This is a genomic window from Bradyrhizobium sp. SHOUNA76, assembly GCF_023006445.1.
Lineage (GTDB): Bacteria > Pseudomonadota > Alphaproteobacteria > Rhizobiales > Xanthobacteraceae > Bradyrhizobium.
Genome location: NZ_JALBHA010000103.1, coordinates 1 through 15,504, shown reverse-complemented (window position 1 = coordinate 15,504; position 15,504 = coordinate 1). Strand labels below are relative to the sequence as shown.

12 protein-coding genes and 1 pseudogene are annotated in these 15,504 nt (G+C 64.9%); 2 read left to right on the top strand and 11 right to left on the bottom strand.

Annotated elements, in window-relative coordinates:
• The 9 genes and pseudogenes from MOV74_RS14445 to MOV74_RS14405 form a co-directional block, all read right to left on the bottom strand.
• A pseudogene (locus MOV74_RS14445) lies at positions 1–521 on the bottom strand (histidine kinase); the annotation flags it as partial.
• Between the two features lie 119 nt (positions 522–640).
• Positions 641–1,555 (bottom strand): DMT family transporter, encoded by a 915-nt coding sequence (locus tag MOV74_RS14440; protein WP_246923001.1) that lies wholly within the window; start codon positions 1,553–1,555, stop codon positions 641–643.
• 80 nt (positions 1,556–1,635) lie between these two features.
• Positions 1,636–2,430 carry an NUDIX domain-containing protein gene (locus MOV74_RS14435; protein WP_246922998.1) on the bottom strand — a complete coding sequence of 265 codons (795 nt, stop codon included), beginning with the start codon at positions 2,428–2,430 and terminating at the stop codon, positions 1,636–1,638.
• 4 nt (positions 2,431–2,434) lie between these two features.
• Positions 2,435–3,388: a dihydrodipicolinate synthase family protein gene (locus MOV74_RS14430; protein ID WP_246922994.1), complete on the bottom strand. Its 954-nt coding sequence runs from the start codon at positions 3,386–3,388 to the stop codon at positions 2,435–2,437.
• 126 nt (positions 3,389–3,514) lie between these two features.
• On the bottom strand, positions 3,515–4,393 hold the full coding sequence (locus MOV74_RS14425; protein WP_246922991.1) for an SDR family oxidoreductase: 879 nt from the start codon (positions 4,391–4,393) through the stop codon (positions 3,515–3,517).
• 163 nt (positions 4,394–4,556) lie between these two features.
• Complete coding sequence (locus tag MOV74_RS14420; protein WP_246922988.1) at positions 4,557–5,417, bottom strand: MaoC family dehydratase; 861 nt, start codon at positions 5,415–5,417, stop codon at positions 4,557–4,559.
• 232 nt (positions 5,418–5,649) lie between these two features.
• The gene (locus tag MOV74_RS14415; RefSeq protein WP_091957356.1) at positions 5,650–6,039 is read right to left on the bottom strand and encodes a Zn-ribbon domain-containing OB-fold protein; all 390 of its coding nucleotides are present in this window, start codon (positions 6,037–6,039) and stop codon (positions 5,650–5,652) included.
• Positions 6,039–7,196, bottom strand: coding sequence for a thiolase domain-containing protein (locus tag MOV74_RS14410; protein ID WP_246922986.1), 1,158 nt, complete (start codon positions 7,194–7,196; stop codon positions 6,039–6,041). The genes MOV74_RS14415 and MOV74_RS14410 overlap by 1 nt, the downstream gene beginning before the upstream one ends.
• A gap of 948 nt (positions 7,197–8,144) precedes the next feature.
• A complete protein-coding gene (locus MOV74_RS14405; protein ID WP_246922983.1) occupies positions 8,145–11,636 on the bottom strand; it encodes an indolepyruvate ferredoxin oxidoreductase family protein in 3,492 nt (1,163 codons plus the stop codon).
• A gap of 281 nt (positions 11,637–11,917) precedes the next feature.
• Here MOV74_RS14405 and MOV74_RS14400 point away from each other — a divergent pair, with 281 nt between their 5' ends.
• Complete coding sequence (locus MOV74_RS14400; RefSeq protein ID WP_246922980.1) at positions 11,918–13,135, top strand: cytochrome c; 1,218 nt, start codon at positions 11,918–11,920, stop codon at positions 13,133–13,135.
• Positions 13,136–13,288: 153 nt separating this feature from the next.
• Here the strand turns inward: MOV74_RS14400 and MOV74_RS14395 are convergent, their stop codons facing one another.
• On the bottom strand, positions 13,289–13,933 hold the full coding sequence (locus MOV74_RS14395) for a trimeric intracellular cation channel family protein (RefSeq protein WP_246922977.1): 645 nt from the start codon (positions 13,931–13,933) through the stop codon (positions 13,289–13,291).
• A gap of 192 nt (positions 13,934–14,125) precedes the next feature.
• Here MOV74_RS14395 and MOV74_RS14390 point away from each other — a divergent pair, with 192 nt between their 5' ends.
• Positions 14,126–14,554: a hypothetical protein gene (locus tag MOV74_RS14390; protein ID WP_246922975.1), complete on the top strand. Its 429-nt coding sequence runs from the start codon at positions 14,126–14,128 to the stop codon at positions 14,552–14,554.
• Positions 14,555–14,606: 52 nt separating this feature from the next.
• On the opposite strand, the gene MOV74_RS14385 is transcribed toward MOV74_RS14390, so the two are convergent.
• Positions 14,607–15,416 (bottom strand): oxaloacetate decarboxylase, encoded by an 810-nt coding sequence (locus tag MOV74_RS14385; RefSeq protein WP_246922972.1) that lies wholly within the window; start codon positions 15,414–15,416, stop codon positions 14,607–14,609.
• Between the last annotated feature and the right edge of the window lie 88 nt (positions 15,417–15,504).

Sequence of the window (15,504 nt, the reverse complement as noted above, 5' to 3'; positions counted from 1 at the left end):
CGCGAGGCCAGCTCGCGGTCGGCGGTGCCTGCGACGACTGCATCGAACTGGTCGCGCAGCGGCGGCAGGTTGGCGAGCAGCTGGGCGCGACGATCGATCAGGGTCGAGATCCGCTCGAGGCCGGTGCGATAGGTCGCAAGCCGCTCGGTGACCCCGTCGATCATGTCCTGCTGCTCGGGCGCGAGCTCGATGCGGGTCTTCTTCAGGATGTCGCTGAGCGTCGAGGCCGCCTCGCCGACCTGCTGGAACTGGGTGCCGGCGCCGGGATCGGTGACGAAGTCGCGCGCGGCCAGACGCAGTTCGTTCATGCGGCGGTCGATGTCCTCGGCGAGGTCGCCGACGCTCTGGAGTCGCTGCAGCTCGGCAAAGGTCGTATCGATGTGCCGGATCGCGATCACGCTCGCGGTCGATGTGACGATGATCACCGCCAGCACGAGCAGGAAGCTGCCGAAGGTGAGCTGGCCGATGGAGAGCGAGAAGGTTCGCTTTTTCTCAGGGGTCGGCGTCAATTCGGCGGACATTCGTGTCTTGGGGGGACCGGGCTACTGGAGACCCAATATACGACGTATTGCCGCCCGGGGGAAACATGCCTCGGGCCGCCGGTTATCCTTAATATTGTGGCCTCGGAGCCCCCGTCCCCCTATGACGGTTTGACGCTTGCCTGCCGCCGGGCCGGGATTGTCATGGCGGCGACGCCGAGGACGACGCAGGCTAGCCCGATCCAGGCAGTCCGGCTCAGGCTCTCGCCGAGAAGGGCGACGCTGATGGCGACACCGATAGGCACGCGGAGATAGGCCTGCGCGGTGGTGCCGACCGAGCCCAGGGTCTGGATCAGGCGGAAATAGATCGCAAAGGCTGCGGCCGTCGAGAACACGGCGAGCGCGAGCAGCGCCAACACTGAACTTTGCGAGGGCGACAGCGTCCAGGGCTGCTCGACCATGAGCGAGGCCGGGATCAGGACGGCGGCCCCGGCCAGCAGCGAGCCGGCTGCCGGCGCCATGGGATCGAGCCCCTTGAAGCTGCGGCCGAAGATCGCGGCGCAGGCATAGCAGATGGTGGCGGCGACGATCGCGGCCTCGGCGACGAGGCCGCCGCCGACGTCATGGAAGGCATCGACGCCGACGATCAGCAGGATGCCGGCCATGCCGGCGACGACGCCGAACAGCTTTCGAGGTGTCGTCGCTTCGTGACGGGTCACGATTGCAGTGAGCAGGAAGGTGAAGATCGGTCCGGCCGAGTTGAGGATGGTGGCCAGCGCGGCATCGACGTGGCGCTCGCCCCAGGCGATCAGCGTCCAGGGGATCACGCTGTTGAGTACGGCCTGGAACGCGAACCGCCGCCAGGTCGCGGCATCCGTCGGCATTTGGACGCCGCGTGCCCACATGACGGCCAGCAGCAACAGGCCCGCGATCGTGGTGCGCGCCGCGATCAGCGTGATCGGCGGGATGGTGGCAACGCCGAGCTTGATGAAGGTGTAGGAACCACCCCAGAGCGTTGCGAGCGCGACCAGGAGCGCCAGCTCGACGGCGATGTTGGTGTCCTGCCGGTTGTCCACTCTGTGCGTCCCATCCATTCGCGATGGACGGAACCTAGCGCGACCGCAGTCCTTAATACTTCGTCGGGTGTCGAAGTGTCTTAGCCTAGTGCCCCCACCTCGAACACCTCGCCGTCATAGCCGGCCTCGCGGGGGATACGGAGCTGGCGGCCGGTTTCGGTCTTGGTCATCACCGGCATCACCGTGACGATCGACAAGCCCCTGGCATGCTCCATCGCGGCCTGCACCGTTGGCTGCTTCGCCAGCCGGATCAGATTGCGCGTGGTCGGGAACGGCAGCTTGAAGCGACCGCTCTCGCCGCCCTCCACCGCCTCGCGCGGCGAGACCCAAATTGAATCGGTGGACTCCCGCCCATCATGGGCGCCGAGCTGATCGGGCGGCGCTGCGGCAAGGAAGAACCAGGTGTCGAAGCGTTTTGGCATGCCCTCGGGCGTGATCCAGTGCGCGTAAGGCACCAGCGAATCGAGCGCGAGCTGCAGATTGTTGTCGGCCAGGATGCTCAGGAAGCTGACCTTGTGCTCGTTGAGCGCGACGCGGTGCCGATCTGCGAGTTCGCCGGCACGCTTGGCATCGACAGGCGCACCAGTCTCCCTCGAGCTCGCCAGCAGGATGCCGCTTTCCTCGAAGGTCTCACGGATCGCGGCGATGCGGAAGCCGCGGTCCGCTTCGCTCAAGCCCTCGCCGCACGAATACAGATCGGTGCGGGCGACGATCTCCTTGTCACCGGCATCGACGCTGCCGCCGGGAAACACCAGCGCGCCCGAGCTGAACTCGATCTGATGATGGCGAACCATCATGAAGACTTCAATCTCCTGAGCGCCGTCGCGGAGCAGGAGAATGGTCGAGGCCGGGCGTGATGCTGATGTCTCGGCCATGCGACTAACCCGCGGCGCTTGATTGCGGGCCGAGATTGGCGCGCTTGTCGACACGGGCGACGCGTGACAGCAGGTACTCGACCTCCGCCTTCGCCATCGCCGTGATGGTCGCGCCGGGCTTGCGCTGGGCGCTGGAGGCGATGATGCCGCGCTTCTGCAGCACGTATTTGCGGATGGTCAGGCCGACACCGGGCTGCTGCTCGTAGCGGATCAGCGGCAGGTGCGCGTCGAACAGGTCATGCGCGGCATCGCGCTTGCCGGCCTTGGAGAGATTCACGACGTCGATCAGAAGCTCCGGGAAGGCGTAGCCGGTCATGGCGCCGTCGGCACCGCGCTCCATCTCGAAGTCCAGGAACGTGCCGCCATTGCCGCAGAGAATCGAGAGCGGACGGAGCGAACCGTCCTTCTGGAAGCCGCGCAGTGTCGTGATCTTCTCCAGCCCCGGCCAGTCCTCGTGCTTGAGCATCACGCAATTCGGATTGTCCATGACGATCTTGCGGATCACGGCGGGCGTGAACACCACCGAGAGCGTCAGCGGGTAGTCCTGGAGCACCCAGGGCACATCAGGCCCGATCGCTTCCGCCGCCTGCTTGAAATAGCCAATGATCTGGTCATCAGTGCGAAGCGACGGCGGCGGCGCGATCATGACGCCGGCCGCACCCGCATCCATCGAGGCCTTCGCCAGCGAGCGCATGGTGGCAAAGCCCGGCGCGGAGACGCCGACGATCACCTGCATTTTCTTCGCGCGCTTGACGAAGCGCACCGCGACCTGCTCGGCTTCAGTGGCGTCGAGCTTGGGCGCTTCGCCGAGGATGCCGAGCACCGTGACGCCGTCGCAGCCGACCTCCTCGTAGAAATCGGTCAGGCGGTCGATCGAGCGCTCGTCGATCCGGCCGTCGTCGTGGAACGGTGTCGGCGCGATTGCGAAAGTGCCCTTGGCGTCGGCGGTGAGTTTCATCAGTCTCGTCTCTCTCTATCATTCCGGGGCGGCTCGCAGAGCCGAACTCTGGTGCGCAATTGCGCACCTGAGAATCTCGAGGTTCCGGGTTCGATGCTTCGCATCGCCCCGGAACGACAAACCAGCCTAAAACCTCCGCGCCCCCATCTTGATCTGCTCCTCGGAGAAGAAAATCTCCTTGGCATGATCGGCGATGTCCTGGGCCTTCCAGCCCGTGTGCGGCGGTTTCCAGCCTTCCATTTCCATCATCCGCATCTCGCGCACGCCGCGGGGCCCGGACACGCCCAGCACCTTGCCGGTCTGGTCGCCCGACAAATCGCTGACCATGTATAGCACGGCCGGCGCGATGCCGTCCGGCCCCAGCGCGGCGCCCGGGTTCTCCTTATAGCGGGGCAGGTCTGCGGTCATGCGGGTCAGGGCGCCCGGCGCCAGCGTCCAGATCCGGATGTTGTACTTGCGGCCCTCGATCGCCAGCACGTTGGACAGGCCCCAGATGCCGCCCTTGGCAGCTCCATAATTGGTCTGGCCGAAATTGCCGATCAGGCCTGAGGTCGAGGAGGTGTTGACGATGACGCCGCCGCCGTTTTCCCGCATCCAGCGAAACACCGGCAGGGTGCAACAAAAGGTGCCTTTCAGATGCACCTTGATCACCTTGTCCCAGTCCGATTCGGTGGCTTTTGCGAAGGTCTGGTCGCGCAGGATGCCGGCATTGTTGACCAGGATGTCGGCGCGGCCGAAGTGCTTGATGGCGTCGTCGAACACCGACTGGCCGCCCTCCATGGTGGAGATGTCGGCGCCGTTGGCGACCGCCTTGCCGCCCTCGGCCGTGATCGCGTCCACCACAAGCTGCGCCACGGACTTGTCGGCGCCGGAGCCGTCGCGGGGCCCGCCGAGGTCGTTGACCACGACGGAGGCCCCTTCCCGCGCGAACAGCTTTGCGTAGGCCTCACCGAGGCCCCCGCCCGCGCCGGTGATCAGCGCAACCTTGCCGTCGAGTAGTCCCATGGTGGCCTCTCCCTGTTTGTTTTTATCGTGGCCCGGACGCGATGCAGCGTGAAACGCTGCGGCGCAGAGCCGAGACCCAGTTCTTTCTTGGTGGCCTCTCTGGGCCGGCTCTGCAGCGCACCGCTTAGGGAGCGCTGCGCTGCGTCCGGGGCACGAGACCGGCCTAACCCAACACCGTCTTGCCGTTCTTGATCACCACGACGCCGCGCGCCTTCACCTTGGCTTCGAACGAGATCACGTTGCCGTCCTTCCAGAGGTCCATGGTCACGGTCTCGCCGGGATAGACCGGCGAGGAGAACCGCGCGACATGCTGGCGGAACGCGGAAGCGTCGTAGTCGGCATAGGTCTGGAGCACGCCGCGGCAGGTGATGCCATAGGTGCACATGCCGTGCAGGATCGGGCGCGGGAAGCCGGCCTTCTTGGCGAACTCGGGGTCCGAGTGCAGCGGATTGCGGTCGCCGCAGAGGCGGTAGACCAGCGCCTGGTCGGGGCGCGTGGTGATGTCGATGGTCTTGTCTGGGCTACGCGAGGGGATCTTGTGCGGATCGGGCTGGGTCAGGTTCGGCCCGCCAAAGCCGCCGTCGCCGCGGGCAAAGCGCGAGGCGACCAGCGTTGCCAGCTTCTCGCCCTTCTCGTTCTTCAGCACGGTCTGGTGCACGATGACGGCGCCCTTGTCCTTGCCCTTGTCGTAGACCTCGAGCACGGAAGAATCGGCGGTGATGTTGGCAGCCACCGGCAGCGGCTGGTGGAAGGTGATGTCGCGCTCGCCGTCGACCACCATCACGCGATTTAGGTTCATCTCGCCCGGACCGGAGCCCCACGCTGCAACGGACGCGAAGGTCGGCACCACCTTGAGCGGACGCGGCGTGAATGTGCCCTCGTTGACGAACGCGAGCTCGTTCTCGTCCATGGGATCGGCGCCAAGGCCGATGCCGTAGGCGTAGAGCATCACCTCGCGGTCGGTGTAGGCGTATTTCTGGCCGAGGTTTTTGAGGGATTTCAGTTCTTCGTATCTGGCGGACATGTTTCTGGTTTCCTCCCGGCGTTCTTTCAGCGGGCGGCGGCGCCTATTAATGCGCCCTCTCCCCTTGTGGGAGAGGGCCAGATGCTGCCCGCAACAAACTCATTTGGGTGAGGGGTTGCTTCCACGACGAGAGCTTTCCCCGCGGAGCGATACCCCTCATCCGGCGCTTCGCGCCACCTTCCCCCACATCCGCCTTCGCCAAGGCTTCGGCGGACATGAGGGGAGAAGATACTTAAGCCACCGTGAAGAACGGCAGCGGCGCGCCATCCGTGGGCTTGAACACCACCTTCACCTTCTGGCCGATCTTCAGCTTCTCGAGATCGCAGTCGACGAAGTTGGTCTGCACCGACGGGCCTTCCTTCAGCGTGACGTAGCCGATGGCGTAAGGGCCGGTCGGCGATTTCCGCATCAGGCTCCAGGTGTAGATCGTGCCCTCGCCCGAGGCTTCCTCCCACACCGTCTTGTCGGAGTAGCAGAACGGGCAGATCGAGCGCGGGAAGTAATGCGCTTCGCCGCAGGCGGTGCAGCGCTTGATCATGAACTTGCCCTGCTTGGCGGCGTCCCAGAACGCCGCGGTCTCGGGGTTCGTCACCGGCGCCGGATATTTCTTTGCATCTACCATCACACGCGCTCCAGAATGGCGGTCGAGGCGGCGTGGCGAACACCCAGAAGGCCGCCGGTGCCGTGGGCGATGGCGAGATCGCAATTCCTAACCTGCACCTTCGGATGCGCCTCGCCGCGCAGCTGCCTGACGGCCTCGATGATCTTGGTCATGCCGCCGCGGTTGACGGGGTGGTTGCTGCAGAGACCACCGCCATCGGTGTTGAACGGCAGCTTGCCGACGCCCGAGATCAGATTGCCGTCGGCGACGAACTTGCCGCCCTCACCCTTCTTGCAGAAGCCGAGGTCTTCGAGCTGCATCAGCACGGTGATGGTGAAGCTGTCGTAGATCGAGGCGTATTTGATGTCCTTCGGCGTGATGCCGGCTTCCTCGAACGCGCGGGGGCCGGACCAGATGCCGGCAGAGTAAGTGAGATCGAGATCCTTGCCGCCGCGCGGGCCCTTCATGGCTTCGCCATGGCCGATCAGCTTGACCAGCGGCTTCTTCAGGCTCCTGGCGATCTCCGGCGTGGTCACGATCAGCGCGCCGCCGCCGTCGGAGACGACGCAGCAATCCATGCGATGCAAGGGATCGGAGATCATCGGCGAGTTCAAGACGTCCTCGACGGTGACGACGTCCTTGAGCATCGCATGCGGATTGTATTGCGCGTGATGCGAGGCCGCGACCTTGATCCAGGCAAGCTGCTCGCTGGTGGTGCCGTAGTCGTGCATGTGGCGCATGGCACACATGCCATAGGCATTGTGGGTGGTCGCACCATAAGCGGACTCGAAATCGGCTTCCGCACCGGCCGCGCGCGGCGGCATCACGCCGGTGCGCGGCTTGCCGGCGAGCGTGATCAGCGCGATCGAGCACTTGCCCGCGGCGATGGCTTCCGCGGCATGGCCGAGATGAATGATGTAGGAACAGCCGCCGGTCTCCGTGGAATCGACGTGACGGAGCTTCTTGGTGTTGAGGCCGAGATAGTCGACCATCGGCCAGGCGCCGCCGGGCGCGTCGCCCGCGCAGAAATAGCCGTCGACATCGTCCTTGGAGAGCCCGGCATCCTCGATCGCGCCCTTGGCGACCTCGGCATGGAGCTGGGCGGTGGATTTGTCCGGCGCATGCCGGGTCGGGTGTTCGTAGATCCCGGCAATGTAGGCCTTGCCCTTGATGGTCAAAACAGAGGTCTCCGCTCGCGTTTCTTCTTGGCTCTTTTTTCTGAACCGCAGTGGGCTGATTGGCAAGGGCGGAAATATTCCGCCCCGCGAGAGGGGTAGCGGGTTGGCGCAACTCCCATTCCGTCATCCTGAGGCGCGAGTGGCGCGATGCAATGCATCGCGCCGGGAGCCTCGAAGGATGCACGGCCCGGCTATCTCGACAGCCGCGCCGCGACAGGCGGGCCGTCGTCCTTCGAGGCTCGCCGAAGAGGCGAGCGCCTCAGGATGACGGTTATGGAGTGCGACTTGCCTCAACAGCATTGCGAGCGCGTTGAAGCAACCTCGCGGCGCTTCACGCCCGAGCCTTGCTTCCGTCTCGCTCCCCTGTCGGAACAGAGGGCGCAGGGAAGACCGGGTGCCGGCCGGGCACCCACGGTCCACTGTGCGAAGGTTGCGCTACAAGAGGCTGCACAGTGGCATACAGGTGTGGCCAGACATCCGGCCTTCCCTGCGCAGTGGCTTTACGGCTTATGTCGTGCTCTCCCCGGGGAGCGTTGCACTATTGCCCCCGTCGCCTTGCGAGCGATCGCAAGACTTGACGCACAGACCCCGGGCGTCAGGACCACACGATTTTGCCGTACGCGAGACCGCGCCCGTCGTGCCGCGAGACAATCGCTCGCGTGACGCAGCCCGCGTCCACCGCCGCTCACCCCGCGTTTCGTGACGATCGCGATACGCCCCTCTGAGAGGGATGAGGTAACGCACGGATACGACAATTCCGAATTTCGGTAAAGTGGAATGTTTTTGTGACAGGGGATTGACCCCTCACTTGGGTGTTTTGCCCGACAGGCAGCACAACGGATGGTGCCGTAGGGTGGGCAAAGGCGCAACGCGCCGTGCCCACCATCTCGCGGAGATCAATGCCGAAGACGTGGGCACGCTGCGCTTTGCCCACCCTACGAGACCGCCTTACTCCGCCGCGATCTGCCGCGGCGCGGGCGGCGGGCTCGCGAGATCGGCGGCGAGTTGGGCGTAGCGGGCTTTTGCATCCGCCACCGCCTTCTCCTTCACCGGGCCGTAGCCACGGATGCGGTCGGGCAGCGAGAGCAGTTCCACCGCGGTGTCGATCGTCACCGGCGACAACAAGCCGAGCACCGTGGCGACGTCCTTCTCGTAGCCGGCGATCAAATCCCGCTCGAGCTTGCGGTCGGCGCTGCGGCCGAAGATGTCGAGCGCCGTGCCGCGCAGGAATTTGAACTTCGCCAGCACGCGGAAGACGTTGAGCATCCACGGGCCGAAGGTGCGCTTCTTCGGACGTCCCAGCGGGTCGAGGCCGCCACCGAGGATCGGCGGGGCCAGATTGAAGCTGAACTTGAAGTCGCCTTCGAACTGCTCGCGGAGCTGCTGCTCGAAGGCGCCGTCGCTGAACAGGCGCGCAACCTCGTATTCGTCCTTGTAGGCCAGCAGCTTTGCGTAGTTCACCGCGACCGCGCGCGGCAGCGCATCGCCATAGCCGCCCTTCACCGCGACATCGCGAACCTGGTCGACCAGCTTGCGATAGCGCTTGGCCAAGCGGCTGTTCTGGTAGGCGGCCAGGTGCTTGGCGCGATGCTCGATGACCTCGTCCAGAGTCATCGCCTCCAGCGTCTTGGGCGCCACGACCTCGTCCGTCCCCTTCAGCATGTCCGCAAGCCGCTTGGGATCCGCGACCGCGAGGCGGCCGAGGCGGAAGGCTTCCTTGTTCATCTTGATCGAGACGCCGTTGACTTCGATCGCCTGCTCGATCGCTTCCGCGGACAGCGGAAACAGGCCCTTCTGATAGGCGTAGCCCATCATCATCATGTTGGTGGCGATGGCATCGCCGAGCAGTTGCTCGGCCGGCTTGGTGAAGTCGAAGAAGACGGAGTCCTTGTGCAGCGCGGTTTCCAAGAGCCCGTTCAGCTTGCGGGTCTGGAAGTTGAAGTCGCGATTGAGGACGAAATCGGCGGTGGGAATGACGTGGCTGTTGATGATGCCGCGGGTGCGGGTGGAATCGCAGAGCGAGATCGTATCCTTGGCGACCGCAACCACCTCGTCGGCGGCGAGCACGAGATCGGCCGTGCCGGTGACGATGCGCGAGCAGGTCACTTCGGCCGGATGATCGGACAGGCGGACATGGCTGAGCACCGCGCCACCTTTTTGCGCGAGGCCGGACATGTCGAGGATCATCGAGGCCTTGCCCTCGATATGGGCAGCCATGCCGAGCAGTGCGCCGATGGTGAGAACGCCGGTGCCGCCGACACCGCCGACCGCGATGTTGTAGGGCTTGTCGAGGGTCGGGCGCGAGGCCGGCTCGGGCAGCTCACCGATATCAGCGAGCTCGCCAGGCGCGCGGTGGCGCGGCTTGCCGCCGTCGACGGTGACGAAGGACGGGCAGAAGCCCTTCACGCAGGAATAGTCCTTGTTGCACGATGACTGGTTGATGGCGCGCTTGCGGCCGAACTCGGTCTCCAGCGGCTCGACCGAGATGCAGTTCGACTGCACCGAGCAGTCGCCGCAGCCCTCGCAGACGGCCGGGTTGATCATGACGCGGCGCGCCGGATCCTCCATCAGGCCGCGCTTGCGGCGGCGGCGCTTTTCGGCGGCACAGGTCTGCACGAACACGATCGCCGAGGTGCCCTTGTACTCGCGGCACATCCTCATGACGCGGTCGAGCTCGTCGCGGTGATACTTCTTCACGCCGGGCGCGATGGTGTCGGCGGGATAAGTGTCGGGCGCTTCCGAGACCAGATAGATCTCGCGGATGCCCTCGGCGTGGAGCTGGAAGGTGATCTGCTGCGGCGAGAGATCGCCGTCATGGCGCTGGCCGCCGGTCATGGCCACCGCGTCGTTGTAGAGGATCTTGTAGGTGATGTTGGTCTTGGAGGCGACTGCCTGACGGATGGCGAGCAGGCCGGAGTGGAAATAGGTGCCGTCGCCGAGATTGGCGAAGATGTGGTTCTCGTTGGTGAAGGGGGCGATGCCGACCCACGGCACGCCCTCGCCACCCATATGGGTAAAGGTCTCGGTCGAGCGGTCCATCCACAGCGCCATGAAGTGACAGCCGATGCCGGCCATGGCGCGGCTGCCTTCGGGGACTTTCGTCGATGTGTTGTGCGGGCAGCCGGAGCAGAAATAGGGGGTTCGGGAAACGGGTGCGACCGCCTGCATCTGGGTCGCCTGGCGGCCGTTGAACCAGTCGGCCTTGACGCGGAGCATCTCGGCGATCTCGGGATTGAGATCGAGCTTGAGAAGTCGCTCGGTGAGCGAGGTCGCGAGCGAGGCGACGCTGAGCTCGGCGGCGAAGGTCAGGAAGCGCTTGTCGTGCTCGTCCATCTTGCCGACGATGCGCGGGCGAACGTCGTCGCGCCAGTTGAACAGCACCTGCTTGACCTGGTTCTCGACGATCTCGCGGCGCTCCTCGACGATGAAGATCTCCTCTAGGCCGACCGCGAATTCATGCACGCCTTCCGGCTCCAGCGGCCATGGCATGCCGATCTTGTAGAGGCGAAGGCCGATCTTTGCGGCGACCTCCTCGGTGATCCCGAGCTCACGCAGCGCCTGACGCACATCCTCATAGCTCTTGCCCGAGGCCATGATGCCGAAGCGGGCATTCGGCGAATCCATGGTGACGCGGTTGACCCTGTTGGCGCGCGCAAAGGCGATCGCGGCAAAGCCCTTGTAGTCCTGCAGGCGGCGGTCCTGCTCGAAGCGGTCGTCGGGCCAGCGCAGATTGAGGCCGCCGGGCGGCAGCTCGAAATCGGCGGGGATGATGAAGGGCTTCATCTCGTCGGTGAGGTCGATCTCGGCGGTGGTCTCCACCGTCTCCGTGATCACCTTCATGCCGACCCAGCAGCCGGAGTAGCGCGACATTGCGATGCCGAGCAGGCCCATCTCGATCATCTCGTGGATGCTCGAGGGATAGAGATACGGCATCAGCGCCGACATGAAGGCATGGTCGGATTGATGCGGGACGGTGGAGGATTTTGCGCCGTGGTCGTCACCGGCAAGGCACAGTACGCCGCCGTTCTTGGCCGAGCCCGCGGCATTGCCATGGCGGAACACGTCGCCGCAACGGTCGACGCCGGGGCCCTTGCCGTACCAGATGCCGACCACGCCGTCGTATTTGGCGCCGGGCGAGAGATTGAGCTGCTGCGAGCCCCAAACGGCGGTGGCCGCGAGATCCTCGTTCACGCCAGGCTGGAACTTGATGTTGTACGCTTCGAGATGCTTGCGGGCGGCAAAGAGCTGCTGGTCGTAGCCGCCGAGCGGCGAGCCGCGATAGCCGGAGATGAAGCCTGCGGTGTTCAGCCCTGCGGCACGGTCGCGGCGGATCTGGGCCATGGGCAGGCGGACCAGCGCCTGGATGCCCGTGGTGAAGACGTGTCCCGTCTGCTGGGTGTATTTCTGATCGAGACTGATCGGACCCTGGTTGATGCCCATGTTGTCCTCTTTGCCGCCCTGTTCAGGTCTTGCTGACTTAAGCCGTTGCCTGCCCGTTGTTTTTAGCTAGGGCGCGCCGACCAACTCCGCCACTCTATGTCGGATATTTCACGCTCCGCATCACAAATCTGCCGCTTGGGCGGCGCCGGGTAAAAATCGCAATTTCGTGGCCTGAAACACGCTGGGCATTTTCAATTTGTGTCACCATACCCCCGCCGTCGCGAAATGAATTGACGCGGCCTCGTGCGGGGATGCGGGCGATGGTCGCAGGAGTGGCTTTGATGCGGACGATTCTGGCTGGCTTGGCGCTCGCGGGCTTGGCGTTGTGCAGTGCGGTTGCAAGCGTGGCTGCCGAGCCGTCACCGGAGCTGATCGCCTACGGCAAGACGCTGGTCGAGGCCGGCGACTGCGCGGGTTGCCACACCGCCGATCCCGCCAAACCGTTCGCGGGCGGCAAGCGCATCGACACCCCCTTCGGCGCGATCTACGCGCCGAACCTGACCCCGGACCGCGACACCGGGATCGGCGCCTGGCCAGATGCCGATTTCACCCGCGCCTTGCGCACCGGGATCGCGCCTGACGGCTCGAACTATTATCCGGCCTTCCCCTACCCCTACTTCACGAAGATGACGAAGGACGACACGCTTGCGATCCGCGCCTATCTCGGCACGCTGGCGCCTGTCGTCAGCCGTAACAAGCAGCCCGAGCTCCGCTGGCCGTTCGGCTATCGCGGCTTGATGCGGGTCTGGAACGCCGTGTATTTCAAGCCCGGCCTGTTCGAACCCGACCAGAGCAAAAGCGCGGCCTGGAACAGGGGCGGCTATCTCGTCACCGGGCTCGGCCATTGCGGCGCCTGCCACACGCCGAAGAATTATTTCGGTGCGAACAAGGAGGCGCAGGCGCTATCCGGCAACGAGATCGGCGGCTGGTTTGCCCCGCGCCTCGATGGCGCCACCCGCACAGGGCTGAAATCGTGGAGCGAGGCTGATATCACGGAGTATCTGCAGAGCGGACGCAACGCCAGGAGCCACGCAGGCGGGCTGATGGCGGAAGTGGTCGTCAAGTCGACCTCGAAGATGAGCGATGCCGATGTGCGCGCGATCGCGGTTTACTTGAAGAGCCTGCCGCCGGCACGGCGCGAGACGATCGTGACGCCGCCCGACGAAGCCGAGATGGAGGCCGGGCAAGCGGTCTACGCAAAGCTCTGCATCGCCTGCCATGAAGCCGACGGCTCGGGCACACCGCGGATCTATCCGCCGCTGCCGGGCAATGCGCTGCTGCAATCGATCAATCCGTCCTCCACCTTGCGCATCATTCTCGACGGCGCCCGCACCGTGACCACGCCGCGCGCGCCCAACACCGGCGAGATGCCGGGCTATGCCAAGCAGCTGTCCAATGAGGAGATCGCGGCAGTCACGAACTACATCCGCAATTCCTGGGGCAATGCCGGCGTGCTGGTGACGCCGGCGCAGGTGGCGAAGGCGCGGAGGGAAGAATAGTCTCTCCCCGTCATTGCGAGGGGCTCGCGACAAAATTGCGAAGCAATTTTGCGCTGATGCAACGAAGCAATCCAGAATCCCTCGGCGGAAAACTCCTGGATTGCTTCGCTGCGCTCGCAATGACGACGTGGATAGAGTGCGGCGACGCAACCTCTACTTCTCATCGTCCCCCGTGAACACGAATTTCGGCATCTCCCATCTGTAGCGCACCGCGAGCAGGCGGAAACTGAGACCGAGCACGAAGGTCAGGATCGTCCAGATCTCGGCGTTGAGCTTGAGGCCGAACGCGGTGGCGTAGAACAGGCCGGTCACCACCGAGACGCTGGCATAGAGCTCGGAGCGAAACAGCAGCGGCACGTCGTTGCACAGCACGTCGCGGAGCACGCCGCCGGCGCAGCCCGTCACCATACCGGACACGATTACGATTGGCAGCGAGGCATCCATCTGCCAGGCAACATCGCAGCCAATCATGGTGAAGACGACGAGCCCGATGGCATCGAGCACGATGAAGGCGACCTTCAACCGGTGCACCAGACGCGCAAACAGGATGGTGAGGAAAGCGGCACCGCCGGCGAGCGCGAGGTAGGTCGGGTTTTGTACCCACGCCAACGGATAATGTCCGAGGAAGAGATCGCGCAACGTACCGCCGCCGAGCGCGGTGATGCAGCCGAGAAAGCAGACTCCTAACCAGTCCATGCTGCGGCGTCCGGCAGCCAGCGCCGCCGTCATGCCCTGGGCGGCTATCGCGACCAGGGACAGGAAATGCAGTACGCTATCCGTCGGCGGCAGACTCCACATGGCTTATTCCCTTGGGCTTGTTCCGTTGGGCTTGTTCCCTTCGTCGCGGCAATGGAACTCGCGTCCAGTTCCCTGCCAGACAGGTTCCCGATTCCCGGCATAAGGGCAACATGAGACGAAAGCATAGGGAACGCGGAACAGAATCTCGCATCCACGGGTTGTCCGGCCGTCATAACCGAGGAGACCTAATCGATGGCTGACGACCGTTTTCCCAACGATCCGTACCGCCCGAACCTCGCCGACGATGAGTATCTTCGCGCGGCGCGCCGGGATGCCGACCTTCAGGCCGATCCCGAGCTTGGCGAAGGCCCCGCCTCCAGCGGCAAGGTTGCGTTGTTCGCCGTTGCGATTGCACTGGTGCTGGGTGCCGTGTTCTACGGCCTGAACAATACCAGCACGACCAATCAGGCCAGCAACGCACCGGCCTCGCAGACGGCACAGACGCAGCCCTCCAATCCGGCCGCGCCTCCCGGCATGCGCGACGTGACGCCGCGCACCAACACCGGCCCGGGCGTGACCACGGGTGCTGCACCGAGCAAGCCGGCAGCCCCGGCTCCGGATACACCTGCCGCAAAGCCGGCGCCGGATACGCAGACGCCGTCAGACGGCGCGAAGCAATAGTTCGCAATGAGACGTGAGAGCGGCGGGACAATGTCCCGCCGCTCTTCGTTTGCTAGCTGAACATCTTGTTGAGGTCGCCGCCGGAATAGCCGCGGCCGAGTTCGGTGAATGTGCCCTTCTCCGCCATCTCCTTCGCCGCCCGCATGAAGCCGCCCCAGGCGGCGCGGGCAAGCGAGCCACCGACGCTGATCCGGCGTACGCCGAGGTCGGCGGCTTCCTGCAACGACAGGCCGGAAGCACCGATCAGCAGGTTGAATGGTTTTGGGTGCACCGCCTTCACCACTGCGGCGATATCCTCGCGGGTCTTGAGGCCTGGCGCGTAGAGGCAGTCGGCCCCGGCGTCCGCGTAAGCGGTGAGCCGGTCGATGACCAGCTTGAGATCGGTCACGCCCCACAAATAGGCTTCGCAGCGGCCGACCAGCAGCGTGCCGCTGTCGCCGATCGCCTTGCGCGAGGCCCTGATGCGCTCGACCGCGAGCGTGCGCTCGTAGATCGGCTTGTCCTTGTCGCCGGTGGAATCCTCGATCGACAGACCGGCAACGCCGGTTCGCACGCAGCGCTCGACATTGTCCGCAACCCTGTCCGGCTCGACCGCGAAGCCGCCCTCGAAATCGGCGTTCACCGGAATATCGACCGCCGAGCTCAATGCTGCCAGATGCTGACAGACGTCCTCGACAGTGACGTGGTTGTCGGCCTTGCCGATGGTCCAGGCAAAGCCCGCGCTCGATGAGGCAATCGCCTTGAAACCGAGATGCTGCAACGCCTTGGCGCTGCCGACATCGACCGGATTGGGCAGGATGAAGCATCCGCTCTCGTGCATCTTCTTGAACGCCGCGCGCTTGTCAGCGGTTGTCACGTGCATGTTTATCTCCCTTGATAGCAGCGCAGACATAGGCGCCCTCACGCGGCAGCGCCAGAGCGCGCCCGGCAGCGCCAGAGCGCGCCCGGCA

Excerpts from the sequence above, each read along its gene's own strand:
- MOV74_RS14435 (WP_246922998.1), bottom strand. The coding sequence starts at position 2,430 with ATGGCCGAGACATCAGCATCACGCCCGGCCTCGACCATTCTCCTGCTC.
- MOV74_RS14430 (WP_246922994.1), bottom strand. The coding sequence starts at position 3,388 with ATGAAACTCACCGCCGACGCCAAGGGCACTTTCGCAATCGCGCCGACA.
- MOV74_RS14425 (WP_246922991.1), bottom strand. The coding sequence starts at position 4,393 with ATGGGACTACTCGACGGCAAGGTTGCGCTGATCACCGGCGCGGGCGGG.
- MOV74_RS14420 (WP_246922988.1), bottom strand. The coding sequence starts at position 5,417 with ATGTCCGCCAGATACGAAGAACTGAAATCCCTCAAAAACCTCGGCCAG.
- MOV74_RS14415 (WP_091957356.1), bottom strand. The coding sequence starts at position 6,039 with ATGGTAGATGCAAAGAAATATCCGGCGCCGGTGACGAACCCCGAGACC.
- MOV74_RS14405 (WP_246922983.1), bottom strand. The coding sequence starts at position 11,636 with ATGGGCATCAACCAGGGTCCGATCAGTCTCGATCAGAAATACACCCAG.
- MOV74_RS14400 (WP_246922980.1), top strand. The coding sequence starts at position 11,918 with ATGCGGACGATTCTGGCTGGCTTGGCGCTCGCGGGCTTGGCGTTGTGC.
- MOV74_RS14395 (WP_246922977.1), bottom strand. The coding sequence starts at position 13,933 with ATGTGGAGTCTGCCGCCGACGGATAGCGTACTGCATTTCCTGTCCCTG.
- MOV74_RS14390 (WP_246922975.1), top strand. The coding sequence starts at position 14,126 with ATGGCTGACGACCGTTTTCCCAACGATCCGTACCGCCCGAACCTCGCC.
- MOV74_RS14385 (WP_246922972.1), bottom strand. The coding sequence starts at position 15,416 with ATGCACGTGACAACCGCTGACAAGCGCGCGGCGTTCAAGAAGATGCAC.